Source organism: Nocardia iowensis, from assembly GCF_019222765.1.
GTDB lineage: Bacteria > Actinomycetota > Actinomycetes > Mycobacteriales > Mycobacteriaceae > Nocardia > Nocardia iowensis.
This window is the reverse complement of record NZ_CP078145.1, coordinates 7,311,234-7,327,125: the sequence shown is the minus strand read 5'-3', so window position 1 is coordinate 7,327,125 and position 15,892 is coordinate 7,311,234. Positions and strand designations below refer to the sequence as shown.

The window sequence follows — 15,892 nt, the reverse complement described above, 5'->3', positions numbered from 1 at the left end:
CGCGCGAGGGGCGCGTCGGCGTGTCGGTCGTGTCTGTTGCAATAGCCCGCGTGGTGCGATCGGATAGCGCGGTGCGACTTGTTCGCCGGAACGTGGCGGCGCCCCGGCCGCGGGCCTGGGGTGCCGACGTTCGCGCGCTGTTGGATGCCGCGGCCGCGGCCGGACCGACGCGCCCGGGGTGGCGACCCTGGCAGGTGCTCGGCGGACCCGGCACGGGCAAGACGGCCCTGCTCGTCGATCTTGCCGCCGAGCGCATCGCGGCCGGGGCCGATCCGGAATCCGTGCTGGTCCTTGCCCATTCGAAGCAGGCGGCGAGCGCGGTACGCGACGCCATCACCGCCCGCCTGGCCGGCCCCGACGCCGAGGGTGGGGTGCCCGGCGCCACCAGGGAGCCGCTGGCTCGTACGTTGCACTCCTACGCCTTCTCGGTGCTGCGTAGACACGCCGCCACCCACGGCAACCCACCGCCACGTTTGCTGACCGGTGCCGAGCAGGATGCGGTGCTGCGCGAGATGCTGCGCGGCGACCTGACCGACATCGCCCAGGGTGCGGACGGGCTGTGGCCGGAACGCCTGCAGCCCGCGCTCGCGCTCGGCGGGTTCGCTGAACAGTTGCGCGATCTGATGTTGCGGGCCACCGAGCGCGGTCTCGGCCCGGAGGATCTGGTGCGCCTCGGACGCGAGCACAGTAAACCGGAGTGGGTGGCAGCGGGCAAGTTCGCGGTGCGCTATGAGCAGACAATGCTGTTGCGCTGGTCGGTAGGCGTGGAGGCACCGGAGGCGACGGCGCCCGCATTGGACGCCGCCGAACTGATCGGCGCCGCGCTGGACGCGCTGGCCGGCGACGCGAATCTGCTTGCCGCCGAACGGGCGCGCATTCGATACCTGCTGGTCGACGACGCCCAGCAGCTCGATCCGCAAGCCGCGATCCTGGTCAAGGCGATCGGGCACAGCGCGCACACCACCGTCATCGCGGGCGACCCGGATCAGGCGATCTTCGCCTTCCGTGGCGCGGACGCGCGGTTCGTCGCCGATCTGGCCGCACCGGACGGACAGCGAATCGTCTTGCGCGACAACCATCGTTCCGGCGGGCCGGTGCACCTGGCCGTCGCCAGGGTCGCGGCCAAGTTGCCGGGCAGTGCGCCGCAACGCTTTTCGCTGCCGAAGCGGGCCGATCAACCGGCCGACGACGGCACCGAGGTGCGGGTGCGGGTACTCGCCACCCCGGCGAAGGAAGCCGCGCTCATCGCCGATCACCTGCGGCGAGCGCACCTGACCGGGGGAGTGCCGTGGTCGCGGATGGCGGTGATCGTCCGATCGGTGCCGCTGTCACTGCCGCCGCTGCGTCGCGCGTTACTGGCGGCGGGCGTACCGGTGCAGCAGCCCGCGCTCGATACGCCGCTGGCCCGGCGGCGGGGCGCGGCCTGGATGTTGCTGTCATTGCGGGCAGTGCTCGCAGGCGAGAAGAAGGACAAGGAGTCGGCCTTCACGCCGGAGGACGCGTTGGATTTGCTCGCGGGTCCGCTCGGCGGCGCCGATCAGATCACGTTGCGGCGGTTGCGCCGTGGTGTGCGGCGCAGCGTGCTGGAGTCCGAGCGCAATCGGGCCAGGTCGGCCCGGGGCGCGGAGGGGGCCGAGGATTCGGCAGCGGAGTACTCCGAGGGGAGCAGCGGGGATCCTGATCGGACGATAGAAAGCTCGGAACGGAACTCAGGGCTTCCGGAACCAACTCCTGGAAACCTCGAGCGGGCTGCCGACGACGCCGATTGGTACGGCGTAGATCCTGAATGGAATCCAGAAGACTCCGAATGGCATGGTAGCGAGGTCGAACAGCCGGAGGAGAGCGCCGAGCGGGCCGTTGCGGATTCGAGCGAGCCGGGGCCCGACAGCGCCGAACGGGGTGCTGCGAACCAGTCCGGGGAATCCTCGGAGAGCCCCGCGGAGACCGGCGAGATCCTGCGGCATGGCATCGATCAATCATCCGCGGAGGTACTGCGTGATCTGCTGATCGGTGTCGGCGACCCCCGGATCCTGGACCGGTTGACCGACGTCGAGGCCGCGCCGCTGCGGCGGGTGCTCGACGCGCTGGAACGGGCCCGCAAGGCGCGCCGTCGCGGAGCGGGCCTGGAGGACGTGCTGTGGGCGCTGTGGACCGGCTCGCGACTGGAGCGGCGCTGGGTCGCGCAGTCCGAACGCGGCGGCGCGGTCGGCATGCAGGCCGATCGAGATCTCGACGCCGCCGTCGGGTTGTTCGACGCGGCCGCGGGCTATGTGGACCGGCTGCCCCGCGCGAGCATCGAAGGCTTCGTGGAATACCTACTGCAACAGGAGATTCCGAACGGGTCGGGACCGCGCACCGCACCCAAGGAGGCCGTCGCGCTGCTCAGTGCGCACGCCGCCGCGGGGCGCGAGTGGGACGTCGTCGCGGTCGCCGCTGTGCAGGAAGGGATTTGGCCCAACCCGCGTCCGCGCGGCACCCTGCTGAACACCGAGGACCTGGTGGACTTGACCGCGGGTGTCATCGATGGCGGCGAACAGGTGAGCCGTGCGGCGCCGATCCTCGCCGAGGAGCGCAGACTGCTGCTGGTCGCGTGCAGCAGGGCCCGGCGTTCGCTGCTGGTCACCGCGGTGGAATCGGTGTCGGGGGAACGGGATCTGGTTCCGTCGCGATTCCTTGCCGAGCTGCTCGGACACGACGAGGACGGTGAACCCGGCGCACTGCCGATCGCCGACCCGGGCCGTGCCCTGGTCATGCACTCGCTGGTGGCCGAATTGCGGGGCGTGGTCTGCGATCCCGAGTCCGACCCGGACCGCAGGCAACGGGCGGCGCACCAGCTGGCTCGGCTGGCTCGTGCGGGCGTGCCTGGCACGCATCCCGACGACTGGTACGGCACAGCGGAATTGAGCTCACAACGCTCGCTGTGGGACGAGGACGAGATCGGCCTCTCGCCGTCCACCGTCGAGCTGCTGCGCACCTGCCCGCTGCGCTGGGCTCTGGAACGGCACGGCGGCACCGACGGCGACAACCCGCACGCCGTCAAGGGCAACCTGGTGCACACGCTGGTGCAGGCGCTGGCCGGCAAGGTGCCAGAGGCACAGGTGCGGGCCGCGCTCGACAAGGCTTGGCAGTCGGTCGATCCCGGCTCCGGCTGGCATTCCCGGCAGGAACTGCGCCGCACCGAGGCCATGCTGGAAACCTTCATGGCGTGGGTGCGCAACACCCGCGGCGAACTCACCCAGGCCGGTGTCGAGGTGCCGGTCGACTGTGTGCTGCCGCCGCGGACCGAAGACGAACGGCCGGTGCGGATTCGCGGCCGGGTGGACCGGCTGGAGCGGGACGCGCAGGGCCGCTTCGTGATCGTGGACGTGAAGACCGGAAAGTCGCCGGTCACCAAGCAGGCGGCGGTCGATCACGCGCAGCTGGCGACGTACCAGGTGGCGGCGGCGATGGGTGCGCTCGACGCGACCGCCGAGGAAGCGCGCGCGGAGGCAGGCGAATCAGCTGCTGCCGAAGGCACATCCGACGACTCCGGAGCAGCTCCCGGTGCGATGGGTGAGCCGGGTGGCGCGCGGCTGGTGTACGTCGCCAAGCCGAGCAGCAAGGAGGGCGCCACCCAGCGCATGCAACCGCCGCTGGACCCCGAGGCACTCGACAAGTGGCGCAACACCATTCACGATGCCGCAGCCGCCACCGAGGGGCCGAGCTACCTCGCCATGCGTAATGACGGCTGTCGCCACTGCCCCGTCGCGGGCAGCTGCCCCGTCCAGGACACCGGGAGGCAGGTGACCGACGAGTGAGCGAAAAACGCATCCGAGCACCGCTGCCGATCTGTGGTGTCGAATGTCCTTGCTGCACGGTCACCCCGGTGTGTCAGCACCGACCGGCCCATGTCACGTCGCTATCCAAGGCCAGCGGCAGGCGTCGCCGCGACGTAGCCACCGGTGGCCGCCGTGCGCGAAACGTCGGGCCCGTGCCCCCGGCGTGTGACACCGATGCGGGCCAGCCGTGACCGGCGGACGGGTAACGCCGCATCAGTTGGCCGACGCGCTCGGCCTGCCGCCGCCGACCGAGGAACAGGCGGCGGTGATCGCCGCACCGCCGGGGCCGACGCTGGTGGTGGCCGGTGCCGGGGCGGGCAAGACCGAGACGATGGCCGCGCGGGTGGTGTGGATGGTGGCCAATCGGCTCGTGCTACCCGACGAGGTGCTCGGGCTGACCTTCACCCGAAAAGCCGCGCAGCAGTTGACCGCTCGCATCCGGACCCGGCTGGCCCGGTTGGCCGGTGCGCCGCTGTTGCGGGAGCTGGATCCGTCCGGGCAGTTGCGGGCGCAGCTGTCCGGGGCCGAGCCGGAGATCAGCACCTACCACTCGTACGCGGGCAGGCTGCTCACCGAACACGGGCTGTTGCTGCCCGTGGAGCCCTCCGCGACGCTGCTCACCCAGACCCAGCTCTGGCAGCTCGCGCATCAGGTGGTGCGCACCTGGGACGGCGACCTGGACACCGATCGCACGCCGGTCTCGGTGACCGAGGCGATCCTCGCGCTGTCCGGGCAGCTCGCCGAGCATCTGGTCGAGCCGGAACAGCTGGCCGAGGCGCACACCGAGCTGGAAAAGCTGGTGCACACCCTGCCGCCGGGCCCGCGTCAGCGCGGCGGACCCAGCCAGACGCTGCTGAGCATCCTCCAGGTCCAGCGCGAACGCGTCGCCTTGCTGCCACTCGTGCAGCAGCTGGCCGACGCGTTACGCCGTCGTGGCGCACTGGATTTCGGTGCCCAGATGTCGCTGGCCGCTCGGCTCGCCGCCGAACATCCCGAGGTCGCCGCCGCCGAACGCACTCGCTTCCGCCTGGTCCTGCTCGACGAGTACCAGGACACCGGCCACGCCCAACGAGTTCTGCTCGCCGCACTGTTCGGCGGTGCTCAATACGCCGAATCGCCTCCTAGTACGCGATCGACGGAACCCGAGCAGCGGCAACCGAGTAGGCAGCAGGGTTCCGGACGGCGGTCGGTTACCGAGGAGCAGCGCGAGTCACCTGGTGCCGGACAACGGTTGGCGGTGACCGCCGTCGGTGACCCGATGCAATCCATCTACGGGTGGCGCGGTGCCTCCGCCGCGAACCTGCCCCGCTTCGCCACCGACTTCCCCAGCGCGCCCGGCGTTCCCGCACCGACGCTGCCGCTGCTGACCAGCTGGCGCAATCCGCCGGAAGCGTTGGCGCTGGCGAATCTGGTCGCGGAACCGTTGCGCCGCAAGGCCATCGAGGGCGGCGGCGTGACGGTCGATGCCTTGCGTGCGAAGCCCGACGCGGGGCCGGGCGTGGTGGCGCTCGCGTTGACCGAGACCGTCGCCGAGGAACGCGAATGGCTGGCCGCCCGGATCGCCGAGGAATGGGCGGCCCGTCGTGCCGCGGGCGAGCCACCGCCCACCTCCGCGGTGCTGGTGCGCCGCAACGCCGATGCGTCGCCGCTCGCGGAAGCCCTTCGCGCGCAAGGCTTGCCGGTCGAGATCGTCGGGCTCGGCGGCCTGCTCGCCACGCCCGAGGTCGCCGATATCGTCGCCACCCTGCGGCTGATCGCCGAACCCGGTTCGGGTAGCGCCGCGATGCGCGTGCTCACCGGCGCGCGCTGGCGCATCGGGGTCGCCGACATCGCCGCCCTGGCCCGTCGTGCGCGCACGCTGTCGATCAGCCGTTTCCACAGTGGTGACGCGCCGGAGATCACCGACGGGAGCACGCTGGCCGCCGCATTGCGTGAGGTGGCACCGGAGCCCGCCGAGCAGGCGGGGCTGGCCGACGCCATCGCCGATCCTGGTCCGCGCGAACAGTATTCGGAATCGGGCTTCGCCCGTATCGAGGCATTGAGCCGCGAGCTCGCCGCACTGCGCGAACGCAGCGGGCAGTTGCTGACCGAGTTGGTCGCCGATGTAGAGCGCACCATCGGCGTCGGCGTGGAGACACAGGCGCGCCGGGCCATGTCGGGTGCGGGCGCGGGGCGGGAGCACCTGGACGCGTTCGCCGAGGTGGTCGCCGGGTATGCCGCCGACTCCGGCGCGTCGCTCGGCGGCTTGCTGTCCTTCCTCGCCGCCGCCGAGTCGGTCGAAAACGGTTTGGAGCCGGGCGAAGTCGAGGTCGCGAAGGACCGCGTGCAGGTGTTGACCGTGCACGCGGCGAAGGGCCTGGAGTGGGAGATCGTCGCCGTGCCGCACGTGGTGCGCGGTGTGTTCCCGTCGGGGACCGCGTCGGGCACCTGGCTCGGCGCCCTCGCCGAACTCCCGACAAAGCTGCGTGGTGACCGCCGACAGGACGACGCGGCCGAAGGCGTCCCCGTCCTCGACCTGGCCGACCTGTACGACCGCGCCGACCTGGAACGCGCCATCAAGTCACACAAGGAGGCGCTGGAGCGCCGCCGGATCGACGAGGAGCGCCGCCTCTTCTACGTCGCTCTCACCAGAACCGAACGCGTCCTGCTTGTTTCGTCGCACCACTGGGCCGAGACCGGAAGCTCGCCCAAGGGACCGTCCGACTTTCTGCTCGAACTGAAGCACGCCAGCGAATCCCCCGACAGTCCCGCCAACGGCGTCGTCGACATCGCCCGCTGGGACGATCCACCCGCGCACGACGCGGTGAACCCATTCACCGACAACCCGGCCACCGCCGAATGGCCCCGCGACCCCCTCGGCAACCGCCGCGATCCGATCGAACAGGGTGCCGCGCTGGTCCGCGCCGCGCTGGACGAACTCCGCGCCCAACCCGCCGCGCCGCGCGAGACGGCGAACGTGCCAGAGCCGGACGCCACCCCGCCCACGGTGCCAGAGGCAGACACACTTTTCGAGGTCGGTGAGCCATACCCTGTCGAGGCGCCCGACGACATCGACATGCTGCCGCCGGACCCGATGGACGACCTCGCGTCGTCGGTCGACCGCACGGGCGCCGCAGCCGAACTCGCCGACGCCACAGCCGGATCGCGGGCGGGCGACATTCCGCCCGATCCGCTGGACGAGCTCATCTCGGCCGACGATATCGCTTTCGCCGCAGCGGAATTCGATCAGGAATACCCATTCGACCCGACGGGCCCGGTCGGCCCGCTGCCCGACCAGGACGACCCCGACGGCTGGGCCGCCGACGTCGACGCGCTACTCGCCGAATTCGAGGCCGAGCAGGCCGCCGCCGAGGAGGTCGAACTCCCCGGCCAGATCGCCGCGACCGCCCTGGTGGAAATGCGGGCCGACCCCGCGAAACTCGCTGCGCGCCTGCGCCGCCCGCTCCCGTTCCCGCCGAACCCGCTGGCCCGCCGCGGCACCGCGTTCCACGCCTGGGTGCAGCGCTGGTTCGGCTCGACCCGCCTGCTCGGTCTCGACGAACTGCCCGGTGCCGCCGACAGCGCCGCCGCCGACGCGGCCGTCGACGACGAGCTGACCGCGATGCAGGACGCGTTCCTCAATTCCTCGTGGGCCAACCGCAGCCCACTCGATGTGGAGGTCCCGTTCGAAACCTCCATTGCGGGCACCGTGATTCGCGGCCGGATGGACGCGGTGTTCGCCGAGCCCGGCGGCGGCTGGATCGTGGTCGACTGGAAGACCGGCGCCGAGCCGACTCCCACCGAGGAACCCGCGGTCGCCATGCAGCTGGCCGTCTATCGGCTGGCCTGGGCCAGACTGATGGCATCCAGGGAAGGCAGACCCGAGCAGGAGATGCTCGAACGGATCAGCGCCGCTTTCCACTACGTGCGCACTGGGCGCACCATCGCGCCCGCGACGCTGGCCGGTCCCGACGAACTGGCCGAGCTGATCAGGAATTCCGCGCCGACCGGCTCACCTTCAGCGCCTGGATGATCAGCGGGACCTGCAGCGGCAGGCGCAGCACGGTCCCGATCTTGACCAGCTGCGACGCCTTCTTGTTGCCGAGCATGTCGACGGCCATCTGCACGTTGGCCGGGAAAACCGCGATGAACAGCAGCGCGGCCAGCCGCCCGCCGAGGCTGCGGGTCCGGGGGATGGCCAGCGCGGTGGCGACGCCGAGCTCGGCGACTCCCGAGGCGTAGGTGTAAGTGCGCGCCTCGCCCGGCAATGACTTGGGCACGATCGCATCGAAGGGCTTCGGCATGACGAAGTGCAGCACCCCCATCGGGAACAGCAGGGCGGCGAGGGCCAGTGCGGGCCGTCGCCCGGCATTGCGGACGGGCGCGAGAGCGTTATCTGCCATGAGGCAGCTTTACATTCATCAGGTGTTCGCGTCGAGACCGGGTGGTATCGCGGACAACGGGTAGGCTCCCGTGCTGTGCCGGAGGGACAAGCAATGCCGGAGACATCCGACGCGATGATTACCAGGGCGGGTGAGTCCGGTGTTCGGTGATCGAGCGCGCACGCTCGGGCTGTCGAATCGCCCACATTTCGCCCTGGTCGGTGTGCTGCGTATCCCGGAAGTCCAGACGAGTCCGTGGATTTCACTGACCCGCAGGGTGCTGTTCGCGATCGGGCTGCTTTTCACCGCGGCCCTGGTGGTGTTCATCGGCCGGGACGGCTATCGCGACAATTCGGGTGACGCGCTGTCGTTCCTCGACGCGTTCTATTACGCCACGGTGTCCCTGTCGACCACCGGCTACGGCGATATCGCCCCGATCACCCCCCAGGCGCGGCTGGCCAACATCATCATCATCACGCCGCTGCGCGTCCTCTTCCTCATCGTCCTCGTCGGAACCACCCTCGGCGTGCTGACGGAACGGTCCCGGCAGGCTTTCAAGATTCAGCGATGGAGGCACAGCGTGCGCAATCACACCGTGGTCGTCGGTTACGGCACGAAGGGACGCACCGCGATCGATGCCATGCTCGGCGACGGAATACAGCCCGCCGACATCGTCGTGGTGGACACCGACGTCATCGCACTGGAGGCGGCCGCGAACGCGGGCCTGGTGACGGTGCACGGCTCGGCGACCCAGTCCGATGTGCAGCGGCTGGCCGGCGTGCAGAACGCGTCCTCGGTGATCGTCGCGACCAATCGGGACGACACCGCGGTGCTGGTCACGCTGACCGCCAGGGAGCTCACTAAGAGCGCCAAGATCGTGGTCGCGATCCGGGAGGCGGAGAACACCCACCTGGTCCGGCAGTCCGGGGCCGACTCGGTGGTGGTGTCCTCGGAGACGGCGGGCCGGTTGCTCGGCGTCGCGACGACTACGCCGTCGGTGGTCGAGATGATGGAAGACCTGCTCACCCCCGAGGAGGGTTTCGCGATCGCCGAGCGCGAGGTGGAGCCCTCGGAGATCGGCGGCTCGCCGCGGCACCTGAGCGACATCGTGCTCGGGGTGGTGCGCGCGGGCGTCCTTTCCCGGGTGGGTGAGCCGGAAGTGGACTCGCTCGAGATGGGCGACAAGCTGCTCTACATCCGGCGCACGGCCAAGTAAGGCCGCGCCGGGGCGGCGGGCGTTCGGCGCGATAGTCTCGATGGGTGCCGGTCTTTCAACTCAATGGTGTTCCGCTGCTCTCCCGTTCCGTGCTCGATCGCGCCGAGGAGACGCGCGCCGATGAGCAGGCATTGAAGGAGGGGTGGCGCGACGCCAAGCTGCTGCGGGTGAATGCCCGCGGCCAGGTCCGGTTCGAGAACGGCGCGCTCGTGCTGGACAAGGCGATCGATCTGTCGGCCGAGCCGAGTCCCGCGGCGGTGTTCCTCGGCATCGATGGCGGCATCCATTTGTGGGCCGTGCGTGATCCGAGCCTGCAAGGGTCGCTGACCGACCTGCGCGGCATGTCCAACACCGTCGACGATCTCACCGCCGGGGTGCTCTCCACCGCGGTGGCCCTGCTGAACTGGCATGACAAGGCCGGATTCAACGGTGCCGACGGCACGGTGACCACGTCGAGCAAGGGCGGCTGGTCCCGGATCACCGAGAGCGGTTACGAGGAGTTCCCGCGGATCGACCCCGCGGTCATCTGCCTGATCCACGACGGCGCCGACCAGGTGCTGCTCGCGCGCCAGCACAGCTGGCCGCAATCGCTGTTCTCGCTGCTCGCCGGGTTCGTCGAGGCGGGCGAGTCGCTGGAGCGGTGCGTCGAGCGGGAGGTGAAGGAGGAGGTCGGCGTCGATGTCCACGACATCCACTACCTTGGCAGCCAGCCGTGGCCGTTCCCTCGGTCGCTGATGCTCGGGTTCGCCGCGGTCGGTGACCCCGCGCAGCCGCTGGTCTTCTCCGACGGCGAGATCGCCGAGGCACACTGGTTCACCCGCGCCGAGGTGCGCGAGGCATTGGCCGTCGGCGATTGGTCGGCGCAGGGCACCGGCGCGCGGCTGCTGCTGCCGGGGTCGATCTCCATCGCCCGCACCATCATGGAATCCTGGGCCGCGCTCGACTGACCAGGGAAAATCCGCGACGGGCCGGTGCGGCCCGCGCGGATGCGGTGCTCGAGACCGCGTATGCGGTACTCAGGACAGGGTGGCGAGGGCCTGCTTGACGGCGGCCAGCGAGGGATTGGTCGCGGTCGAGCCGTCCGCGAACTTCACCGTCGGAACCACATGGTTGCCGCCGTTGACGCTGCCGACGAACTCGGCCGACGCCGGATCTTGCTCGATGTCGATCTCGAGATAGCTGATACCGGCCTCTTCCAGCTGCTTCTTCAGCCTGCGGCAGTAGCCGCACCACGTGGTCGAGTACATCGTCAGGTCGGGAGTCGCATCAGTCACGGACGGTTCAACGCCGCTCGGGCCGTCCCTGTTCCACCCAGCCGCACAGGCGGCGCTCCGGTCCGCGCGTTCACCGCGATACCGGACCGGGGAGAAGGAGGTGGGCGATCGACCAGCTGCGCGGCGAACTGGATCTCACCAGCGTGCCGAACTGGGGAATCATGTTGCGGCGCGGCCTGATAGAACTCACCACACACGACCACGCGTGATCGCGAAGGCCATGGCGGGTGAGTGAAGGAGTCCGATGATCGAACATGACGGGCTACGCAACGAGTTCGAGCACGCCGACGAGAGTCCCGGCTTGCTGCTCTGGCAGGTGACCAACCGATGGCAGGCGGCGCAGCGGGCGGCACTCGCGCCGTTCGACCTGACCCACGTGCAGTTCGTGCTGCTGGCCTCGCTCACCTACCTGGCGGTCACCGACGATCCGGTCCGGCAGCGCGACCTCGCCGCACACGCCGCCACCGACCCGATGATGACCTCCCAGGTGCTGCGCGCGCTCGAACAGAAGGGGCTGATCGAGCGCCGCGACCATCCGAGCGATCGGCGAGCGAAGTCGCTGGTGGCGACGGAAGCCGGTGCGGCACTGGCGAATCGGGCGGTGGTCGCGGTGGAAGCCTGTGACCGCGAGTTCTTCGGCCCGCTCGATGGCCGGACCCGGCAGTTCGCTGGCGAACTGCGCAGCTTGCGCGACCGCCTATAAGACCTCATCGATGCCAAGGCCATGGTCCGGCCGCCGCCACGGCTTCCGGCGCGGGCGGTCGGGGCCCGATCCGGTGCGCCACTTGCCCGAGGCGTAGGTCTGGAACAGCAGCGCAACGAGGAAAATGGCCACGACTCCATACACCAACCCGAGCGCACCGATGTGTGGACCGAACGCGCCGAGCAGCACCGCGAGCACCGCACAGGGCAGCGGCCAGGTCAGGATCCAGCGCCACCCCGCACCACTGCGCATCCCGCCGAGCCCGGTGATCACGAAATACGCCGCCGCACCGCCGCACAGCGACCAGCCGATGCCGGTGGACACATGCCCCTTCGCGTGTTCGACGGCCAGCCCGAGACCGGCCGCGATGGTGGCGATCGCGCCGGTGATCCAGCAGTGCATCGCCATCACGTACTGCCTCGGTATCGAACCTTCCGGATCCTCGCCCGCCATCAGGCGCGGTATGAAGCCGTACATCAGGGTCAGTGCCCACAGGACCGCGAGGACGACGAAGGCGCCGAAACCCAAGGCGAGCACCCGCGCGTTCCACGGCACGCCACCGACCGCGCCGATCACCGCGATGACGCCCTCGCCGAGCACGATGATCACGTACAGGCCGAGACGTTCGCCGAGGTGCGGCGAATCGGCGTGCACCGCACGGATTTTCGGCGGCTCGATGTCCTTGAAGCGGCGTGAGGTGCGGAACCTGCGATCGATCGCGTCCTGGGCGCCCGCCATCATCCGTTCGCCGGTCATCCCGAACATCAGCCACAGATCCAGTGCCAGGCCGAGCGCCCACAGCCAGTACTTCCACGGTTCGGGCACCCACAGCGAGACGATCCACGGCAGCACCCCGATGGACAGTTGCGCGATCGGCCAGTCGACCACCAGCGTGCCGCGGCCCCAGACCTGTGCCGCGACGGCGCGCACGAGCACATAGACCGCGGCGAACGTGGTCGCGTGCCGGTCCGGGATGCCCGCGACCGCACCCGCCATCAGTCCGAGGCCGAGCATCGTCGCGAGCATCAGCGGGATCCGGGTCTGGTCGCGAGCGATGTTCCCGTACAGCATCATGCACGCCCATGCCGTCCAGAAGGCCAGGTAGAGCAGCAGATACAGGCCGAAATCGGCGAGCGAGGGGCCACGGTGCAGCAGATGGGTGAGCTGGCCGATCCCGGCGACCGCGACGAGGTCGAAGAACAACTCCATCCACGTTGCGTGCCGGTCGGTCGGGCGGGCGTCAGCTGACGGCGTGTCGGGGGCCACGAGGCGACAGTATTGCGCGGGCGGCGTGAGTTGTCGGCGGTCACTGTCATGATGGGTGCCGTGTCGTCAACCAGTACACACCAACCAGCCGGCCTCGAGCTGGATGCGCTCGACCCCGAACAGGCCGCCGCGGTGCGCGCGCCGCGGGGTCCGGTGTGTGTACTCGCGGGGGCGGGTACCGGCAAGACCAGGACCATCACTCATCGCATCGCGCATCTGGTGTCCGCTGGCCACGTGAAGGCCGACCAGGTGCTCGCGGTGACCTTCACCGCGCGGGCGGCAGGGGAGCTGCGCAACCGGTTGCGCGCGCTCGGCCTCGGCGGCGACGCGAACCAGGTGCAGGCGCGCACCTTCCACGCTGCCGCGCTGCGCCAGCTCAAGTACTTCTGGCCGCAGATCGTCGGCGACGTGCCGTGGCGGCTGATCGACGGCAAGTTCCCGATCGTCGCGCAGGCGGCGAACCGGGCCGGGCTCTCCTCGGCCACCGACAGCGTCCGCGACCTGCTGAGCGAGATCGAATGGGCGAAGGCATCGCTCATCGCGCCCGAGGACTATCCGGCGGCGGTGGCCAAGCAGCGCCGCGAGACGCCGTACGACGCGCTGCGGGTGGCCGAGGTCTACGCGGGCTACGAGAAACTCAAGGCCACCCCGGACGGCCTGCTGCTGGACTTCGACGATCTGCTGCTGCACACCGCGGCGGCACTGGAGGACTATCCGGCGGTCGCCGACGAATTCCGCGGTCGCTATCGCAGCTTCGTGGTCGACGAGTACCAGGACGTCACCCCGTTGCAGCAGCGGGTGCTCGATGCCTGGCTCGGCGACCGCGACGACCTGACCGTGGTCGGCGACGCCAACCAGACGATCTACTCGTTCACCGGGGCGACCCCCGGCTACCTGCTCGACTTCTCCCGCCGCTTCCCCGACGCCACCGTGGTCCGGCTGGAACGCGACTATCGCTCGACCCCGCAGGTCGTCTCGCTGGCCAACCGGGTGATCGGCGTCGCGCGCGGTCGCATCGCCGGCACCCGGCTGCAGCTCATCGGCCAGCGGCCGGACGGCCCGGAGCCGGTCTTCGCCGAATACGACGACGGCCCGGCCGAGGCCGCCGCGGTCGCCAAGTCGATCAAGCGGCTGATCGATGCGGGCACGCCCGCCGCCGAGATCGCCGTGCTGTACCGGATCAACGCGCAGTCCGAGAGCTACGAGCAGGCGCTGACCGAGCGTGGCATCGCCTATCAGGTGCGTGGTGGCGAGGGGTTCTTCTCGCGCCCCGAGGTCCGGCAGGCCGTGTCGGCGTTGCGTCAGGCCGCCTCGCGCGAGGACCTGCCCGGCGCGGCGCGTAGCGGCCCCGCGCTGGTCACGTTGGTCCGGGCGGTGCTGGCGCCGGTCGGCCTGACCACGGCCGAACCCGTCGGCGCCCAGGCGCGGGAGAAATGGGCCTCGCTGGTCGCGCTGGTCAACCTCACCGAGGAATTGGTCGCGCACGACGAGGAACTCGACCTGCCCGGTCTGCTGCGCGAGCTGGCCGCGCGCACCGAGGCGCGGCACCCACCGACCGTGCAGGGCGTCACGCTTGCCTCGCTGCATGCCGCCAAGGGCCTGGAGTGGGACGCGGTCTTCCTGGTCGGGCTGACTGACGGCACGCTGCCGATCGCGCACGTGCTCGCCGACGACGGCTCGGTCGGTGACGAGGCGAAGCTGGAGGAGGAGCGGCGGCTGCTCTACGTCGGCGTGACCAGGGCGCGCGAACATCTGCAGCTGTCCTGGGCGCTGGCGCGCGGCGAGGGCAAGCGGCGCACGCGACGACGCTCCCGGTTCCTCAATGGCCTGGTACCGGACGACTCGCCCGCCTCCAGGATCGCGGCACCGGTCACGGAGGCCAAGGGTGTCCGTCCCACCTGCCGAGTGTGTGCCAAACCACTGATCGGCACCTATGCGACTATGCTTGGCCGCTGTCGTCGCTGCCCGGCGGAGCTCGACGCCGAACTGCTGGTGGCTCTGCAGGAGTGGCGCGCGGAGAAGGCACAGGCACTACAGGTGCGCGAGTTCGTGGTGTTCACCGACACCACGCTCACCGCCATCGCCGAACAACTCCCAGGTGACGACGCCGCGCTGGCCGCGATCGCGGGGATCGGCGCGAAGAAGCTCGACCAGTACGGCGCCGAGGTGCTTGCGATCATCGCTTCGCGGCTGCGCGCAAGACCCCAAAACCGCAGGTAGAAAATAGGTTGTACGGTTCGGCGAACTTGCCTATGGTTGGATTCACGCACCGGGAGGTCATCCCGGCGCGCACAGTCGTCAGACAGATAACGAGTAAGGAGGGAGGCAGACCGATGAACACCACGTACTTCAACGCCATCGACGTTGCGGTGAACTCACCCATGTCGGCCTCCCGGGGGATCCTCGCCTTGCAGGGGATCGGTCTGTCCGAAATCGGTGCGTTCGGCACGCAAGCGCAACTCGCGCCCATGCATGCCCTGTGCACCGTCATGCAGGACAAGCCCAACGCGGGTAGCTGGCACCCGTCTGCCGTCAACACGGCAGACGACGTTGTCGTCATCGCAGCAGAAGCCGGTTATGAGCCGGCGGATCTGCAGGCAGCACGCCTCCGCCCCGCAAACCAAGCGATCGTGATCAGGACTCGACAGAGATGTCGAATACCTAGGTAGGGGAATCTCCCTCCCAGACCTCCTGGCCACGGATCGCACGAAGCGAAACCGTGGCCAATCTTTTTCGGCCCTTCAGCCAGCCGGCACCGGTTTCGCGGACAACGTAACGAACCGCTGCAACGAGCTGAAGGAGAACGACGTGTTCACCGCCCAGGAATGGCCGACGGCCACTACTGACGTGACATGCCGAACCGTGGCGCCGACTACCCGGCCCAGGGAGGTCAACAAGGTTCTGCCTTGCCGTGCCGGAGACCCCGATCTCTGGTTCGCCGAGAGCCCTAACCAGTTGGAGCAGGCCAAGGCGCTGTGCGCCAGCTGCCCCATCCGTAAGGGCTGCTTGAGCGCGGCCATGGATCGGCGTGAGCCGTGGGGTGTCTGGGGTGGTGAGATCTTCGAACAGGGGGTCGTCATCGCTCGCAAGCGCCCGCGCGGTCGCCCGCGCAAGGTCGCGGTCCCGGCATGAAACCGGGAGTGACTTCCCTCCCTCCGGTCGATGTGCTCGATTCGGTTGGTCCTGACACGGGCCGAGCCAACGAACGAGAAAGCAGACGAACCGCTCACCGTTGCCCGGTGGGCGGCTCGTTT

11 protein-coding genes are annotated in these 15,892 nt (G+C 69.7%); 8 read left to right on the top strand and 3 right to left on the bottom strand.

The genetic code is table 11. The features are described 5' to 3' along the window. The first annotated feature begins 53 nt into the window (after positions 1-53). Positions 54-3,797: a PD-(D/E)XK nuclease family protein gene (locus tag KV110_RS33755; protein WP_218479216.1), complete on the top strand. Its 3,744-nt coding sequence runs from the start codon at positions 54-56 to the stop codon at positions 3,795-3,797. Between the two features lie 208 nt (positions 3,798-4,005). Continuing rightward, entirely contained in the window at positions 4,006-7,830 is a 3,825-nt protein-coding gene (locus tag KV110_RS33750) for an ATP-dependent helicase (protein WP_218471205.1), read from the top strand. Here KV110_RS33750 and KV110_RS33745 read toward each other — a convergent pair. Beyond that, a complete protein-coding gene (locus KV110_RS33745; RefSeq protein ID WP_218471204.1) occupies positions 7,787-8,200 on the bottom strand; it encodes a DoxX family protein in 414 nt (137 codons plus the stop codon). The genes KV110_RS33750 and KV110_RS33745 overlap by 44 nt on opposite strands. A gap of 139 nt (positions 8,201-8,339) precedes the next feature. On the opposite strand from KV110_RS33745, the gene KV110_RS33740 reads away from it, so the two are divergent. Continuing rightward, positions 8,340-9,395: a potassium channel family protein gene (locus KV110_RS33740; RefSeq protein ID WP_218471203.1), complete on the top strand. Its 1,056-nt coding sequence runs from the start codon at positions 8,340-8,342 to the stop codon at positions 9,393-9,395. Positions 9,396-9,439: 44 nt separating this feature from the next. Continuing rightward, complete coding sequence (gene nudC, locus KV110_RS33735; protein WP_218471202.1) at positions 9,440-10,342, top strand: NAD(+) diphosphatase; 903 nt, start codon at positions 9,440-9,442, stop codon at positions 10,340-10,342. A 69-nt stretch (positions 10,343-10,411) separates the two neighbouring features. Here nudC and KV110_RS33730 read toward each other — a convergent pair whose 3' ends face one another. Continuing rightward, on the bottom strand, positions 10,412-10,642 hold the full coding sequence (locus KV110_RS33730; RefSeq protein ID WP_218479215.1) for a mycoredoxin: 231 nt from the start codon (positions 10,640-10,642) through the stop codon (positions 10,412-10,414). A gap of 271 nt (positions 10,643-10,913) precedes the next feature. Between KV110_RS33730 and KV110_RS33725 the strand changes: the two genes are divergently transcribed. Beyond that, positions 10,914-11,372: a MarR family winged helix-turn-helix transcriptional regulator gene (locus KV110_RS33725; RefSeq protein ID WP_218471201.1), complete on the top strand. Its 459-nt coding sequence runs from the start codon at positions 10,914-10,916 to the stop codon at positions 11,370-11,372. On the opposite strand, the gene KV110_RS33720 is transcribed toward KV110_RS33725, so the two are convergent. After that, positions 11,367-12,638 carry a low temperature requirement protein A gene (locus KV110_RS33720; RefSeq protein ID WP_218471200.1) on the bottom strand — a complete coding sequence of 424 codons (1,272 nt, stop codon included), beginning with the start codon at positions 12,636-12,638 and terminating at the stop codon, positions 11,367-11,369. The genes KV110_RS33725 and KV110_RS33720 overlap by 6 nt on opposite strands. A 48-nt stretch (positions 12,639-12,686) precedes the next feature. Here KV110_RS33720 and KV110_RS33715 point away from each other — a divergent pair, with 48 nt between their 5' ends. The 3 genes from KV110_RS33715 to KV110_RS33705 all read left to right on the top strand — a co-directional run bounded on the left by KV110_RS33715 (position 12,687) and on the right by KV110_RS33705 (position 15,770). Continuing rightward, a complete protein-coding gene (locus KV110_RS33715; protein WP_393537879.1) occupies positions 12,687-14,858 on the top strand; it encodes an ATP-dependent DNA helicase UvrD2 in 2,172 nt (723 codons plus the stop codon). Positions 14,859-14,971: 113 nt separating this feature from the next. Then, entirely contained in the window at positions 14,972-15,307 is a 336-nt protein-coding gene (locus KV110_RS33710) for a hypothetical protein (protein WP_218471199.1), read from the top strand. Between the two features lie 139 nt (positions 15,308-15,446). Further along, positions 15,447-15,770 (top strand): WhiB family transcriptional regulator, encoded by a 324-nt coding sequence (locus KV110_RS33705; RefSeq protein WP_378733482.1) that lies wholly within the window; start codon positions 15,447-15,449, stop codon positions 15,768-15,770. Positions 15,771-15,892: the final 122 nt, after the last annotated feature.

What these genes read in the sequence shown, in the direction of transcription:
- KV110_RS33730 (WP_218479215.1), bottom strand. Translation starts at nt 10,642, where the DNA reads ATGTACTCGACCACGTGGTGCGGCTACTGCCGCAGGCTGAAGAAGCAG.
- KV110_RS33745 (WP_218471204.1), bottom strand. Translation starts at nt 8,200, where the DNA reads ATGGCAGATAACGCTCTCGCGCCCGTCCGCAATGCCGGGCGACGGCCC.
- KV110_RS33710 (WP_218471199.1), top strand. Translation starts at nt 14,972, where the DNA reads ATGAACACCACGTACTTCAACGCCATCGACGTTGCGGTGAACTCACCC.
- KV110_RS33715 (WP_393537879.1), top strand. Translation starts at nt 12,687, where the DNA reads ATGATGGGTGCCGTGTCGTCAACCAGTACACACCAACCAGCCGGCCTC.
- KV110_RS33725 (WP_218471201.1), top strand. Translation starts at nt 10,914, where the DNA reads ATGATCGAACATGACGGGCTACGCAACGAGTTCGAGCACGCCGACGAG.